The organism is Halobacillus sp. ABD4_316, from assembly GCF_056161385.1.
In genome coordinates, this window is the sequence record NZ_JBSWZA010000001.1 from 907091 (window position 1) to 922131 (window position 15041).

At 47.7% G+C, this 15041-nt stretch carries 13 protein-coding genes; 4 read left to right on the forward strand and 9 right to left on the reverse strand.

What is annotated here, in order from left to right:
* Positions 1–74: 74 nt before the first annotated feature.
* From ACXAJH_RS04910 to ACXAJH_RS04945, 8 genes are all read right to left on the reverse strand, one after another.
* The gene (locus tag ACXAJH_RS04910; RefSeq protein WP_474968941.1) at positions 75–1376 is read right to left on the reverse strand and encodes a dihydrolipoamide acetyltransferase family protein; all 1302 of its coding nucleotides are present in this window, start codon (positions 1374–1376) and stop codon (positions 75–77) included.
* A gap of 17 nt (positions 1377–1393) precedes the next feature.
* Entirely contained in the window at positions 1394–2377 is a 984-nt protein-coding gene (locus ACXAJH_RS04915; RefSeq protein ID WP_474992469.1) for an alpha-ketoacid dehydrogenase subunit beta, read from the reverse strand.
* Positions 2378–2392: 15 nt separating this feature from the next.
* The gene (locus ACXAJH_RS04920) at positions 2393–3385 is read right to left on the reverse strand and encodes a thiamine pyrophosphate-dependent dehydrogenase E1 component subunit alpha (RefSeq protein ID WP_474993230.1); all 993 of its coding nucleotides are present in this window, start codon (positions 3383–3385) and stop codon (positions 2393–2395) included.
* 19 nt (positions 3386–3404) lie between these two features.
* A complete protein-coding gene (gene lpdA, locus ACXAJH_RS04925) occupies positions 3405–4826 on the reverse strand; it encodes a dihydrolipoyl dehydrogenase (RefSeq protein WP_474992465.1) in 1422 nt (473 codons plus the stop codon).
* 15 nt (positions 4827–4841) lie between these two features.
* Positions 4842–5927, reverse strand: a complete 1086-nt coding sequence (gene buk, locus ACXAJH_RS04930) for a butyrate kinase (protein ID WP_474968944.1) — start codon at positions 5925–5927, stop codon at positions 4842–4844.
* 14 nt (positions 5928–5941) lie between these two features.
* The gene (bcd, locus tag ACXAJH_RS04935) at positions 5942–7045 is read right to left on the reverse strand and encodes a branched-chain amino acid dehydrogenase (RefSeq protein WP_474993232.1); all 1104 of its coding nucleotides are present in this window, start codon (positions 7043–7045) and stop codon (positions 5942–5944) included.
* A gap of 12 nt (positions 7046–7057) precedes the next feature.
* Positions 7058–7960 (reverse strand): phosphate butyryltransferase, encoded by a 903-nt coding sequence (gene yqiS / locus ACXAJH_RS04940; protein ID WP_474993233.1) that lies wholly within the window; start codon positions 7958–7960, stop codon positions 7058–7060.
* A gap of 102 nt (positions 7961–8062) precedes the next feature.
* Positions 8063–10138, reverse strand: a complete 2076-nt coding sequence (locus ACXAJH_RS04945) for a sigma-54 interaction domain-containing protein (RefSeq protein WP_474993235.1) — start codon at positions 10136–10138, stop codon at positions 8063–8065.
* 132 nt (positions 10139–10270) lie between these two features.
* On the opposite strand from ACXAJH_RS04945, the gene ACXAJH_RS04950 reads away from it, so the two are divergent.
* From ACXAJH_RS04950 to ACXAJH_RS04960, 3 genes are read left to right on the forward strand one after another with little or no spacing between them, the layout of a single operon-like run.
* Positions 10271–10516, forward strand: a complete 246-nt coding sequence (locus tag ACXAJH_RS04950; RefSeq protein WP_027955456.1) for a DUF2627 domain-containing protein — start codon at positions 10271–10273, stop codon at positions 10514–10516.
* A 14-nt stretch (positions 10517–10530) separates the two neighbouring features.
* Positions 10531–12438: a DUF294 nucleotidyltransferase-like domain-containing protein gene (locus ACXAJH_RS04955; RefSeq protein ID WP_474968948.1), complete on the forward strand. Its 1908-nt coding sequence runs from the start codon at positions 10531–10533 to the stop codon at positions 12436–12438.
* A complete protein-coding gene (locus ACXAJH_RS04960) occupies positions 12438–13184 on the forward strand; it encodes a 3'-5' exonuclease (protein WP_474968949.1) in 747 nt (248 codons plus the stop codon). Before ACXAJH_RS04955 ends, ACXAJH_RS04960 begins: the two co-directional genes overlap by 1 nt.
* A 22-nt stretch (positions 13185–13206) precedes the next feature.
* Here the strand turns inward: ACXAJH_RS04960 and ACXAJH_RS04965 are convergent, their stop codons facing one another.
* Positions 13207–14556, reverse strand: coding sequence for an aspartate kinase (locus ACXAJH_RS04965; protein ID WP_474993237.1), 1350 nt, complete (start codon positions 14554–14556; stop codon positions 13207–13209).
* Between the two features lie 205 nt (positions 14557–14761).
* On the opposite strand from ACXAJH_RS04965, the gene ACXAJH_RS04970 reads away from it, so the two are divergent.
* Positions 14762–15034, forward strand: coding sequence for a hypothetical protein (locus ACXAJH_RS04970; protein WP_474968951.1), 273 nt, complete (start codon positions 14762–14764; stop codon positions 15032–15034).
* Positions 15035–15041 lie beyond the last annotated feature (7 nt).

Here is a 15041-nt window from a genome sequence, read left to right on the forward strand (position 1 = left end):
TATCCAATAAAAATCAGGCTGCCTGAAACTTTAGCAGGCAGCCTGTAAGCAGCCGATGCAGCTGCTTCTCCTCTTTAATAGATGGAAGTATTCTCTTCACTCATTTTCTCGAGAATTTCCTTTACACGGGCAAGGAAATTACCGGCAACAAGACCATCAAGCACACGGTGATCCAGCGACAGACAGAGATTAACCATATCACGCGCACCGAACATGCCATTTTGATAGACCGGTTTCTTCACAATAGATTCCACCTGTAGAATGGCTGACTGTGGATGATTAATTACACCCATGGACTGAACGGATCCGAACGAACCCGTATTGTTTACAGTAAAGGTTCCGCCTTCCATATCCTTGGACGTCAATTTCCCGTCACGGGCTTTACCAGCCAGTTCTGTAATATCACGGGCAATGCCTTTGATACTTTTCTCATCGGCATCTTTAATCACGGGCACAAACAACTGATCTTCTTTAGCGACAGCGATGTTCAAGTTAACCGCCTTGCGTTGAATGATCTTATCGCCTGCCCATGTACTATTAAGCTGTGGATATTCTTTCAAGGCCTGGGCAACAGCTTTGACGAAGAAAGCAAAGTAGGTCAGGCTGTAGCCTTCCTGTTTTTTAAATTGATTTTTCTTCGCATTTCTGAGCTCCACCAAATTGGTCACATCCACTTCGACCATCATCCACGCATGTGGAATTTCGGTTTTGGATTTTACCATATTGGCAGCAATCGCCTTACGGACGCCGGTGACAGGGATTTCGATATCCCCTTCTCCTGCCTGGACGTCAGGAACAGAAGGAGCCGGCTTGGCTGCGGATTCGGGCGCAGACGGTTCGGCAGCCGGAGCTTTCTGTTCCGTCTGTGGACGGTCTTCGGCTTTTGGAACTCCTCCACTTTCAATCACTTTCTCAACGTCTTTGCGGGTGACCCGGCCGCCGCGGCCCGTCCCGTCCACCTGATTTAAATCAATGTCATTTTCCTGAGCAAGGGTCATGACTGCCGGTGAATAGCGTTTCTTCTGCCCCTGGTCCTTCCCATTCGAAGCGGGTTCGGATGCCTGTGCCTTTGAAGACGACGTTGAAGGTTCTTCTTTCTGCTCAGCCGCTGCCGGTTCTGAGGAAGAGCCTCCACCTTCGATTTCAATATGACACATCAGTTCACCAACTTCGATGGTATCTCCTTCAGAAGCCACTAAATCCTTGATCACACCCGTGAAGGACGAAGGGACTTCCGCGTTCACCTTATCCGTCATGACTTCAGCAATCGGATCATATTTGTTTACTTTATCTCCTGGCTGGACCAGCCAGGTGCTGATAGTGCCCTCTGTTACACTCTCTCCGAGTTGAGGCATGTTGATTTTTTCTACGCCCACGACGAACGCCTCCTCCATTAAAATTCTGCGAGATCACGCATCGCTTTTTCGACTTTATCAGGATTCATCATAAAATGCTTTTCCATTGTCGGTGCATACGGCATGGAAGGAATATCAGGACCTGCGAGACGCTGGACAGGAGCGTCAAGATCAAACAGACAGTTTTCGCTGACAATAGCAGAAACCTCTGAAATAATCCCGCCCTCTTTGTTATCTTCCGTGACAAGCAGCACTTTTCCAGTTTTGGAAGCTGCTTCAATGATGCTTTCCTTATCTAAAGGGTAAACCGTACGAAGGTCGAGGATGTGGGCATCAATGCCTTCTTCTGCAAGCTTTTCTGCTGCCTGAAGAGCAAAATGAACGCACAATCCGTACGTAATGACCGTAATGTCCGATCCTTCCCGCTTCACATCTGCTTTTCCAATCGGAAGTGTGTAATCTTCTTCAGGAACTTCCCCTTTGATCAAACGGTAGGCCCGTTTATGCTCAAAGAAAAGAACAGGATCGTTATCACGGATGGACGCTTTAAGCAGACCTTTCACATCATAAGGTGTGGACGGCATCACAATCTTAAGGCCCGGTTGATTGGCGAATACTGCTTCAACAGACTGAGAGTGATAAAGAGCCCCGTGAACTCCCCCCCCGTACGGCGCACGGATAGTGATAGGGGCGCTCCAGTCGTTGTTGGACCGGTAACGGACCTTCGCTGCTTCTGAAATAATCTGGTTGACCGCCGGCATGATAAAGTCCGCAAACTGCATTTCAGCAACCGGACGCATCCCATACATAGCCGCTCCTATGCCCACACCAGCAATGGCAGACTCGGCAAGAGGCGTATCCAGTACACGATCTTCTCCAAATTCATCATAAAGGCCGTCCGTTGCACGGAAAACGCCTCCGCGCTTACCAACGTCCTCTCCTAGTACAAATACTTTTTCATCCCGCTGCATTTCTTCCCGAAGTGCCTGGGTGACAGCTTGAATATACGAAATGACTGCCATAATCGTGCCCCCTCCTTACTCTTCGTACACGTATTTCATTGCTGATTCCGGCTCGGCATAAGCCGCATTTTCAGCATAGTCGGTGGCTTCATTGACGATTTGATTGATTTCGTCATTCAGCTCTGTTTCTTTCTCTCCCGTCAAAATCCCCTGCTCACGGAGATAGTTGGCAAACGTAACGATGGAATCTTTCTTCTTCGCTTCATCTACTTCGTCACGCTCCCGATAAACACGGTCGTCATCATCACTGGAGTGCGGCGTCAGGCGGTAGGAAACCGTCTCGATCAATGTCGGCCCCTCCCCGTTACGTCCGCGGTCTGCAGCAGCTTTTACTGCTTCATAAACAGCAAGTGGATCATTTCCGTCGACCGTATACCCAGGCATGCCGTACCCGATCGCCCGGTCGGATACTTTCTCACAGGCCAGCTGCTTGGAGACCGGAACAGAAATAGCGTATTTATTATTTTCAACCATGAAGATCACAGGGAGTTTATGGACGCCTGCAAAGTTGGCTCCCTCATGAAAATCCCCCTGGTTGGAAGATCCTTCTCCAAAAGTAACGAGAGAAACGAAATCTTTCTTCTCCATTTTCCCTGCAAGAGCGATCCCTACAGCGTGAGGCACCTGGGTGGTTACGGGAGATGACCCTGTAACAATCCGGTTTTTCTTCTGGCCGAAGTGTCCTGGCATCTGTCTCCCTCCGGAGTTTGGATCTTCCGCTTTAGCGAAACCGGAAAGCATCAAATCCTGTGCCGTCATGCCAAAGGAAAGCACAACTCCCATGTCACGGTAGTAAGGAAGCGCATAGTCCTTATCTCGGTCCAGTGCGTAGGAGGCGCCGACCTGGGCGGCTTCCTGCCCTTGACAGGAAATGACGAATGGAATTTTCCCTGCACGGTTCAAAAGCCACATCCGTTCGTCAATTCTTCTAGCTAATAGCATGGTGCGGAACATATCCAGCACCTGTTCGTCCGTTAATCCTAAATCCTTATGGCGGTTTTCAGCCATGAGTTTCCCTCCTTTGTTCTTATCCGTGAATCTGATTCCCATCAACAGCCATCGCTGCCTCTCCGACAGCCTCGGCGAGGGTTGGGTGAGGATGGATGGTTTCAGCAATCTCCCAAGGCGTTGCATCCAGAACTTTGGCCAGCCCTGCTTCCGAAATCATATCGGTGACATGCGGGCCGATCATATGGACACCCAGCAGATCGTCGGTATCTTTATCGGCAATGATTTTCACGAATCCGTCCGTTTCCCCGTGTACGAGTGCCTTACCGATGGCCTGAAACGGAAACTTACCGGTCTTAATGTTATACCCTTTTTCCTTGGCCTGTGCTTCCGTCAGTCCGACACTGGAAGCCTCCGGGCTGGAATAAATGCAGCTTGGAATCTGTTCAGGATTCAATGGATGGGGCTCGTTGTCTGACATGTGCTCCACCGCCGTCATTCCTTCATGAGAAGCGACATGGGCCAGCTGCATCCCACCGATTACATCACCAATCGCATAAATATGACTTTCTTTTGTTTGATAATAGTCATTCGTTTGTATGAAGCCGTTCTCCACTTGAATATCCGTATTCTCAAGACCGATGTTGGTCACATTGGCGGAACGACCGACAGATACGAGCATTTTTTCCGCTTTATAGGTTGTGGTTTCTCCGTCAACTTCAGCCTGGATTGTGACACCATCTTCCGTTTCAAGTGTTTCGGAAAGGACTTTGGCACCGGTAACAACGTCCACACCTTTTTTCTTCATCTGTTTTTTCATTTCCCTGGAAATATCCTCATCTTCTGTTGGGAGAATGTGAGGAAGATACTCAAGGACGGTCACCTCAACGCCGAAGTCCGCGAGCATGGAAGCCCACTCGATGCCGATAACTCCGCCCCCGACAATGATAATGGACGATGGGAGTTCTTCCATATTCAAGGCTTCATCGGAGGTCATCACATCCTGCCCATCCACTTCCAGGCCGGGCAGACTTTTTGGACTGGAGCCGGTTGCAATAAGGACGTTTTTCGGAATCAGCATTTCATTCTCTTCACCGTTGTTCATTTCAACAGAGATGGTTCCTGCGGTCGGTGAAAAGATGGAAGGGCCGAGAATTCGGCCGAAACCTTCATAAACATCAATTTTCCCTTTTTTCATCAAACCTTGAACACCTTTATGTAATGTGTCCACAATCGACTGCTTTCGTTCCTGGACTTTCTGGAAGTTCAATACAGGGTTTTCAACTGTAATACCGTAGCTGTCGGCTTCTTTCGTTTGTTTGAAAACTTCTGCACTTCTCAATAATGCTTTTGATGGAATACAGCCTCTGTGAAGACAGGTTCCGCCCAGTTCACGCTTTTCAACAATCGCTGTTTTCAAGCCGAGCCTTGAAGCACGGATGGCGGCTACGTAGCCTCCCGTCCCGCCTCCTAGAACTACTAAATCATACTCCTCTGCCATATCTACCGCTCCTTTTTATTCCTGAAAATTCGGATACTGCTTTGGAATTTCTTCGTGATTGAGGACGCGCAGTGTTCCTTCATTCAATGCCTCCAGTTCATTTTCTCCTGGATAAACGAGCACATCAGCAATCCAGTGTACCCGTTTGGAAATCTCTTTGATGAAGGCTTTTCCATAGGCCAGTCCGCCTGTCAAAGCGACGGCGTCCACACGACCTTCCATCACAGCACTCATGCTTCCGATCTCTTTGGCAATCTGGTAGGCCATAGCGTTGAAAACTATTTCGGCCTTTTTGTCGCCATGGGCGATCATACTTTCGACTTCCCTGGCGTCATTGGTATCGAGATAAGCCATGAGCCCTCCCTGTCCGACGAGTTTCTTCATGACTTCATCACGGTAATACTGGCCTGAGTAACACATCGAGACAAGGTCACCGGCAGGCACGGTACCGGCTCGTTCAGGTGAAAAAGGACCATCGCCGTGAAGACCGTTGTTGACATCAACTACACGGCCTCCAATATGAGCACCGACGGTAATTCCTCCACCCATATGAGCGACAATCAAACGGGCCTCCGGATAATCCATCTCCAGATCAGCTGCCGCACGCCGGGCGACCGCCTTTTGGTTCAAGGCGTGAAAAATACTCTTCCTCGGGATTTCCGGCACGCCTGAGATCCGGGCGAGCTCCTGGAGCTCATCGACAACCACGGGGTCGACGATATAGGCTCCGATGTTCAGCCCGCGGGCAATTTCATAGGCGATGATGCCGCCAAGGTTGGAGGCATGTTCTCCATTATAGCCGTTTTTCAAATCTTCAAGCATCGCTGCATTTACTTCGTAGGTGCCGCCTTCAATTGGACGCAGGAGTCCGCCTCTTCCGCAGACGGCACTCAGTCTGCTTATATTAATCCCTTCCTGATCGAGCACATCAAGAATGACCTGCTTTCGAAAATCGTACTGGTCGATAATACGTTTGAATTGATTGATTTCATCTCCGCTGTGGCGGATCGTTTTTTCAAAGACGGCTTCCAGGTCATCAAACACGCCGATTTTTGTTGACGTGGAACCGGGGTTTATAACCAGGATTCGATGAGTGTGCACAACAAAGACCTCCGTTATCCGTTCTGTCTTCTGCTTAGGATGTGATGGCCGTTCTGCAGGAACTGGCTGCGGGAACGACGCATACGCTCAATGCGTTCTTCCGCCATACGATCCGCTGCAAGATACGTAGGAATATTATCACGGCGGGAAATGTCAAATACACGGGAAACGTTATCGTAGATGGTTTCCACTCGCTTCATCGCACGGTCCTTATTGTACCCATGAAGTTCATCGGCAACGTTGATCACGCCCCCCGCATTGATGACATAATCCGGTGTATAGACAATGCCTTTCTCATGAAGAATATCACCATGTTTCGTTTCCTTGAGCTGGTTGTTTGCTGCACCGGCAATGACTTTCGCTTTCAACTGCTGAATCGTTTCATCATTGATGGTCGCACCCAGAGCACACGGTGCATAAATATCACAGTCCACGCTGTAGATTTCATCCGTCTCCACTGCTTTAGCTCCGAATTCTTCAACAGCACGCTGAACAGCTTCTTTATTTATATCGGTAACAACCAGATTCGCACCTTCCTCGTGAAGATGGCGGCACAAGGTGAAAGCTACGTTCCCGACACCCTGGACGGCAATGGTCTTACCTTCAAGGGAATCTGATCCAAAGCCTTCCTTAGCAGCTGCTTTCATACCACGGTATACCCCATAGGCTGTTACAGGGGAAGGGTTGCCGGAAGAACCGAAGGCAGGAGAAATCCCTGTGACATAATCGGTTTCCTCATGAATCAAATCCATATCCTGAACTGTTGTCCCCACATCTTCCGCTGTAATGTACCTTCCGTTCAGTCCTTGAATGTAACGGCCGAATGCGCGGAACATCTCCTCATTTTTATCCTTTTTCGGATCACCGATGATCACGGTCTTTCCACCGCCGAGGTTCAGACCGGCCGCTGCGTTTTTATAGGTCATTCCTTTAGCAAGACGCAGCGCATCTTCAACTGCATCGTCTTCGGATGCATACGTCCACATGCGGGTCCCTCCAAGAGCGGGTCCAAGGGTCGTATCATGAACGGCGATAATCGCTTTCAAACCAGACTGTTCATCCTGACAAAACAACAACTGCTCGTAATCATATTCCTGCATATAGCTGAAAATTTCCATTTTGTATTCCTCCTAGGATTGACTGGCTTTTAAAGCTAAAGCCAGTGAGTAAATTTTGCTCTGGGCTTCATCAGCCCTTGATGTTAACACGATGGGAGCAGATGCTCCACTGATCACACCCGCCACTTTGGCATGGGCGAAGTATACAAATGATTTATAAAGCGCATTGGCCGTCTCGATGGTAGGAACAACGAGGATATCTGCCTGGCCGGCTACTTCTGACTGAATGTTCTTATGAGCAGCCGCTTCTGCATCTACCGCATTATCAAAGGCGAGCGGGCCGTCAACCACACAGCCCGCGATTTGACCACGGCGGTTCATCTGGGTCAGCAAGGCTGCATCGGTGGATGCCGGCATTTTAGGATTGACCGCCTCTACGGCTGCGAGGGCAGCCACTTTCGGATTGTCCCACCCTGCTTTGTGGGCCACTTCCACCGCATTCAGAATAATCTCTACTTTGTCTTCCAGCGTTGGCTGAATGTTCATAGCGGCATCTGTTAAGTATATTAATCGGTCTCTCCCGGGAATTTCAAACAAAGCTACGTGGGAAAGAACCTTTCTCTTTTTAAGGCCGTATTCCTTATGGAGCACTGCCTGCAGGAGGGTCTTCGTATCTACATGCCCTTTCATCAGGACATCCGCTTCCCCCTCTGCTACAGCCTGTACAGCCATGAGGGCACTTTCTTTCGGCTGCGCCGGTTTCCACTGCAGATCCGGGTGGTCAAGCGACAGGCCCGCCTCCGCGGCACACGTTTTAAGATCCGCTTCTTCACCTGTAAGGATAAAACGAGCCAGTTCCTGGTCCAAGGCCATTTTCACGGCTTTTAATACTTCTGGATCTGCGGCCTGAGCGACAGCCACGGTTTGTCTGCTGGTTCGGTCAATGGTTTCTACCAGTTCATCTAACGATTTCAAAGCTTCACCTCATCCCTAATCTCATTCATGCAAATTTCATGCCAAAAGTCTGAGACGCCCGTACAGCCCCACAAGGCATTTCGGCACCTGCAGGATTCTGCATTATGAAAAATATTGCATGCTGTTTTTATCCAATCCATACTTCTCAAGCTTATAATAAAGGTTTCTAATGGAAATACCGAGAGCCTTGGCTGTTTTGGTCTTATTAAACTCGTGCGAACGATACGCTTCGACGAGCAGTTTCTTTTCATAGTCGTCCACAGCCTCCTGCAATGTCTCCCCTCTCCAACCAGCAGATGTCCGGCCCGGTTCTACGGAATCCTCTTGTTTTTTAAGAGCGGGCAGATGTTCAGGCTTTATGATTTCATCTGTATGTTCCATATAGATCATCGCTCTTCCGATAATATTCTCCAGTTCCCTTACGTTTCCAGGCCACGGATAGTCCATTAAACACTGGTAAGCCGCTTCATTGAGGGACGTTACGTTACGCCCATAATCCTCGTTGAGCTTTTGGATCAGGTGGGCGGACAGCAAGGGGATGTCCTCAATCCTTTCCCGGAGAGGAGGGATATAAATAGGAAGACGGTTCAGCCGGTAATACAAGTCTTCTCTGAAATTTTTATTCATAATCGCTTTTTCCAGATTTATATTCGTAGCAGCAATGACCCGCACATCAATGTGAACCGGTTTGGTTCCGCCCACACGAATCATTTCATTTTCTTGAAGCACACGCAAAAGTTTCGCCTGCATAGGCAGAGTCAATTCTCCTATTTCATCAAGAAAAATACTGCCGTTGTCTGCTTCCTCGAATAATCCCTTTTTCCCTCCACGGCGCGCCCCGGAGAAAGCTCCATCCTCATATCCGAATAACTCACTTTCAAGCAGCGACTCGGCAATAGCCGCGCAATTCACCCGGATAAACTTGTTATGACGTCTCCCGCTTTCATTATGGATGGCATGTGCAAACAATTCCTTCCCTGTACCTGATTCGCCTCGCAGGAGCACCGATGCCGGAGTCCGGGCTCCGACCTTGGCCTGTTCGAGTGCAAGGGTCATTTCAGGTGAATCTCCGATAATGTCATCAAACGTGTATTTCGCTTCAAGGCTTCGGATGATCTGCCGGGCTCTTTTCAATTCACTTGTCAGGGATTTAATCTCTGATACATCATGCAGAACTCCGACACTTCCCTTTAGTCTGCCATCGACAATAACAGGGGCCACGTTCACCAGGACATCTTTCCTGGCAGGACCAACCTTCATCCGTACTCCTCGGACAGGCCTGCGCGTACGGAGGACTTTCATATGCATACTTTCTCCTTCTGAAATATCCACTGTCGCGGGCTTTCCGACGATGTCTTTTTCCGGAAGTCCGGTAATCCTTGTGTAGGCAGGATTTACCATTAAACCGCTTCCATTCTCATCTACAACAGAAATCGCCTCATCCGACGATTGTATAATAGCTTCCAGCATGGTTTTGACTTCTTTCAGGTCGGTGACTTCCTCAGCCAGGTGAACCACCTCTGTAATATCCTTGAACACGGCATAGGCACCAATGACACTTCCATCTTCATCAATCATTGGTATCCTGGTTGTCACAACCGTCTTTCCATTTTCCAGTTCCAGCTTCTTGTTCACTTCCTCGTGTTTGGATGCCATCGTGTAAGGCAGTCTGGAGGCGGGAATAATCTCTTGAACAGGACAATGGAGAACGTCCTGATGACTTCTGCCCAGAATCCGGGAAGCGCTGGGGTTGATGAATGTAATGTTCTCCTTGTTATCGACGACGATCATCCCATCGTGAATGCTGTTTAAAATGAAATGCTGGTTATCCGTCTGTCGTTTCAGCTTTTGAACAAGAGCTTCCTTTTCTTCAAGAAGTTCGGCTGTCACATAAGCCACAGACCCTGGAATAACAACCGTCGTTTCGTCTCTTTCTTCTCTAATCGCCTGGAACACATCTTCCTGTCCAGTCGCTTCAATAACGATATCAATCTTTTTATGTATCCATTCCTCCCAGGACCCGCCCGCAGGAATTCCACAGGATTCCGCAAGAGCAAGACCAGGAGCGTCTGAATTGATGTCTGTCACAGCCACTACCTGCATACGGTCCACTTGACTAAGCAGCTTCAGCAGAGCGGTACCGCCTTTGCCGGCTCCAACAATCAATACTCGTTTCATTTCACCACACCCTGCAATATTTTGCGTAACTTCATCGTATATCAATCTGCATATTTTAGCAAGCATGGGATTGTTCCCACTTCCCTCCCCATTTGATATACTGTGAATGGACTATAAAAAGGAGCGATGCCCATGCGCCTCATAGCACTACTGCTATTAGTAACTCCGGGTTTGATCGCCGTCTACGGCATAAAATTAATCCGTGATGCCCTTTTCGGGGAATTCCATGATCTTTACTTTCATATTGCCCTCCAGGGTCTGGCTGGTATTCTATTTTTCGCAGGCGGACTGGCTTTCATTGGAGGCTTCATTCTCCACCGGGACAGAAAAAGGAACTTGACTAAAGGACGGTTCAAACAATCCAACTATCCAGAATGAAGGAGTTTTGCTCTGTGACAGAGTTTGAATTATTCAGGCAGCAGTACCCGTTTGACCTGTTGTCTGAGGAGGAATTCCAGGACGTTTTCGGAAAAGCTTCCGTAAAGGAATACAGCACAAACGAATTTATCATTCATGAGGATCAGGAAGATGATTCGATCGATATCCACTTTATGATCTCCGGTCTTGCCAAGAACATTATGCACCGGTCCAACGGCCGGCAGCTGTCTGTCCGCTTTTATTATCCCGGTGATTTGATCGGAGTCATGATCTTATTGACGAGCGGAGAAATGCGGTTCTCTGTACAGGCTCTTGAACCGATAAAAACGATCTGTTTTGAACGTGAATCCTTCCTGCAGATCATGTCAAACAATACCCAGTTTTCCAAAGTGGTGATGGACGGGATCAGCCACTTGATGAAAAGCTTGTATGACGAGGTCAAATATAAAAGTTCCTCCACAGATGAGGAGGACGACCGTGAATTATATAAAAAAAGAGCCGATGCTTACATGGAGCCCCCTACATTCATCCATCCCCAGGCTTCCATTGAAAAAGCAGCCCGGATGCTGCAGCAGCAAAAAATTGAAGCGCTTATCGTGAGCGAGGATTCAAGGTCGATGGTTGGGATGATCGGCTACAGCGAAATTTTAAAAGCCTACTTCGAAAATGATCATAACAACCCCGTCCAAGCCTATATGTCAGAGGAAGCATATGAAATTAGTGAGCAGGAGTTCATCTATGATGCGCTTAGTTATTTGAAACACCATCCGACAGAAATCATTCCGGTCCTGCACAAGGACAAAGTGGTCGGTATCTTAAGGCAGTCGTCGTTTTTCACCATCAAGAACTCGGTGTATTTCGACCTCACCTACAAAATTTCCAATTCTGCGAGTGTGGAGGAAATCAAGTCATTGTCCCCGATTTATAATGAACGGTTCCAGCAGTTTGTCCGCAGCTTGATTAAAGACAAGATGCTGGCCTATGATATTGCGGAATTGATGACAAACTACAACGATAGAATTCATAAGCAGATTGTTCAGATTGCAGAAGACGAAATGATTCGCGAAGGCTATGGTGCGCCGCCGGTGAACTATTGTTTTCTTGTGCTTGGAAGTGAAGGCCGTAAGGAGCAGGCTTTTTCCACCGATCAGGATAATGCGATGATCATGGCGGATTACGATAAGTCCAAGCATAAGAAGAAAATCGATGCCTATTTCTCCATTTTTTCCAGGAAGATCAATGATATGCTCCATGAGTGCGGATATCCGTACTGCACAGGAGGAATCATGGCCAAAGAGGACAAATGGAGAAAACAGACAGATGAATGGCATGCGGATATCGATCAATGGATCACCAAGATGGATGCGGAAGAAATCCGCGATTTCACCATTTTCATGGATTTCAGGCCTATCAGCGGAGACTACTCCCTGGCCTATGATTTGAAAAAATACGTAACACAAAAGGTTCAGAAATCCTTGAACCTTCATCAGCTCTTGATGAAAGATACCCTTCGGTTCCGCGTTCCCGTGCAGCCTTTTGGCAGGATTTCAGGCATCGGTAAAAAACGCACCTTGAATATCAAAAAATCTGCCATCATGCAGATTGTCAACGCCATACGCATTTACAGCATGAAATATGGAATTGAAGAAATCAATACAGTCAACCGCCTGGACGCCCTGGCCGAACATGAACGTTTCCACCCCAGGGACGTGGAAAACGCAAAGACAGCCCTGCACAGGCTGATGCTTTTCCGTCTGCAGTCCAACCTTGAGCAATTGGAAGAAGGAGACACCTTATCCAATGACTTAAAGCTCGCTCCACTGAAAAAGGAAGAACGCCGCTCCTTGAGAGAAGCGCTTATTATTGCGAAACGGCTGCAGCAGGTGCTTGAACTGAGTTATAACCGAAATCGGGTGGTTTGATGTTACCTGTTGACTTACAGATCATAAAGTATCTGCTTTTTGAAAAACCATTATATCATTACAAAATAAAACCTTATTTAAGATGGCATACGTATCACCAGCTGGAACAGAGCCTTCACGAGGCCGGGAAAGAGGCGCACTTCAAAGAGCAGCCGCTGACCTCTCTTGATTTTACCATCTTCGATTTAGAGACCACCGGCTTCCTTCCTGAAATCGGTCACGAGATCATTTCCATCGGGGCGATTCGTTTGAACGGATGGAATGCCTGTCACAGAAAGACGTTTTATCAAGTGATCCGGCCGATCCGTCCTGTCAACAAGCAGACTCTTCGTCTTACCGGCCTTTCCAAGGATCAGTTGAGAAACGCCAGTCCCTTTATTGAAGGATTTCAATCTTTCATGGAGTTCAGCGAAGGATCCGTCTTGGTCGCTCATCCAGCAAAATTTGATATGCGTTTTCTCAAAACAATGCTGAAACGATGGAAGCTTCCTCAGTATGACCCGCACGTAATTGATTCCCAGGTGATGGCCCAATGGCTGCTCCCGCATGTCCGCCATCAGCTCGATCCACTACTGAAACATGTCGGCATTGAAAAAAGGGAGCGGCACCATGCCTTGAATGATGCTATTATGACGGCAGAATTGTTCCGTTTCCTTCTGGAGAAGACCGAACAGCACGGCATTCACACACTGAATGATTTATACCAGCAGTTCGATGATCTAAAAAAGACGAAGCCCCGATTTTAAGGGCTTCGTCTTTTTCTATCTATTATTCGAAAAACGTGCGGTATAACGACTGAACTGCATCAGCCAGTCCTTCTGTCTTCACTCCAAACATCATGGAAACCTCAGAAGATCCCTGGTTAATCATCTCGATGTTCACATCAGCTTCCCTGAAGGCACAGGCTGCCTGGCTGGCAATTCCGATGGTCTGGTTCATTCCTTCTCCCACGATCATAATCATCGCCATATCCCGTTCGATGATAACCGTGTCCACTTTCAATTCTTCCTTAATTCTGCCGACGACCACTTCCTCTTTCTCCGGCGGAAGCTGGTGATCCCTTAGTACAACAGACATGTCATCGATTCCAGAAGGGGCATGTTCAAAGGAGACTCCTTCATCTTCCAGAATCTGCAGAAGTTTCCGCCCAAAACCAAGCTCTCTGTTCATCAAGTATTTACTGACATACAAGTTAAGAAAGCCTTTGTCACTGGCAATTCCCACTACATGGGATTCACGCTCAGGCAGATCTGCTGTAATCATTGTCCCAGGCGCGGAAGGGTTGTTTGTGTTTTTAATGCAGACGGGAATTTTAGCTTTAAAAGCTGGAATAAGCGCCTCATCATGAAAAACCGAAAAGCCGGCGTACGATAATTCACGCATTTCCCTGTAGGTCAGAGAAGTCAGTTCCTTCGGGCGGTCCACATACATCGGATTCACACAATAGACCGAATCCACATCGGTGAAGTTCTCGTAAAGTTCCGCCTGCAGCCCTGCTGCCACAATCGAACCGGTAATATCCGACCCACCTCTGGAGAAGGTTACAAGGGTCCCTTCAGGTGTGTAACCGAAAAATCCGGGGATGACGAGGATTTCCCTGCGCTCCCTTAAACGGTAGAGCTGGTCGAAACTTTCTTCTAACACAAGAGCTCCACCGGGTTCATCACGGACCAGAATGCCCGCTTCCTTCGGATTTACATAAGAGGAGTCATAACCTTCCTGCCTTAAATAAGCGCTCAAGATTAACGCGGTCCCGTCTTCACCACAGGATTTCAAGGAGTCTATGGCTTTGGCTTCTTTTTTCTGCACCTGATCCATTGAGAACTCCAACCGCTTCCTCACTTCTTCCAATACATTCATCGGAAGGTTCAACTCATTGACCATCGATTGAAAACGGTCAACGATCATTTTATATACCTCATGGTCAACCTGATCGTGTTGGATTGATTCCCCCAGCTTGATGAGCAGATCGGTCACTTTCTGATCGCCGCTGTATCGTTTCCCAGGAGCGGAAACGACGACAACACGCCGGTTATCTTCAGACGTTACGATATCCTTCACTTTTTGGAGCTGTCCTGCATCGGCAACGGAGCTGCCGCCAAATTTTACGACTTTCATATGTACAACACCTCATTAGAGTACCAAAGTAATTAATAATTAAGAATTGTAACACAAAGGAGGCGGAAAGTTGAACAGATTTATCAAAAAAATTTAAAAAACTTTTTTTCTTATATTTCTACAATTTTTTTACAATTTCCTTATAAATTTGTTACATATTTGTTTATTATCCTATATTATGGATACTAGGAGGAAGGGTGATCAGATGGTTTTGATGAATGACGGGTTCGGTGGAACACGATATTATCCAGAAAACAGCGAGATGTCTGTCCTTTGCAGCTATTTTGATCAAGGACACAGATATGTCATTATTCAATATTTGGACCTTCCTTTCAGTTACCGGTTGATTAACCTCGACGGCCTTGCCTTTGTCGATAAGGAAGCCCATGATTTCTTGAAGGACGAGCTCTTTTCCATTGACGAAGGGGTTTATGATAACGCAGAGCTTGCAGGACAAATTAAACAGCTAATGACATAAAAAAGCA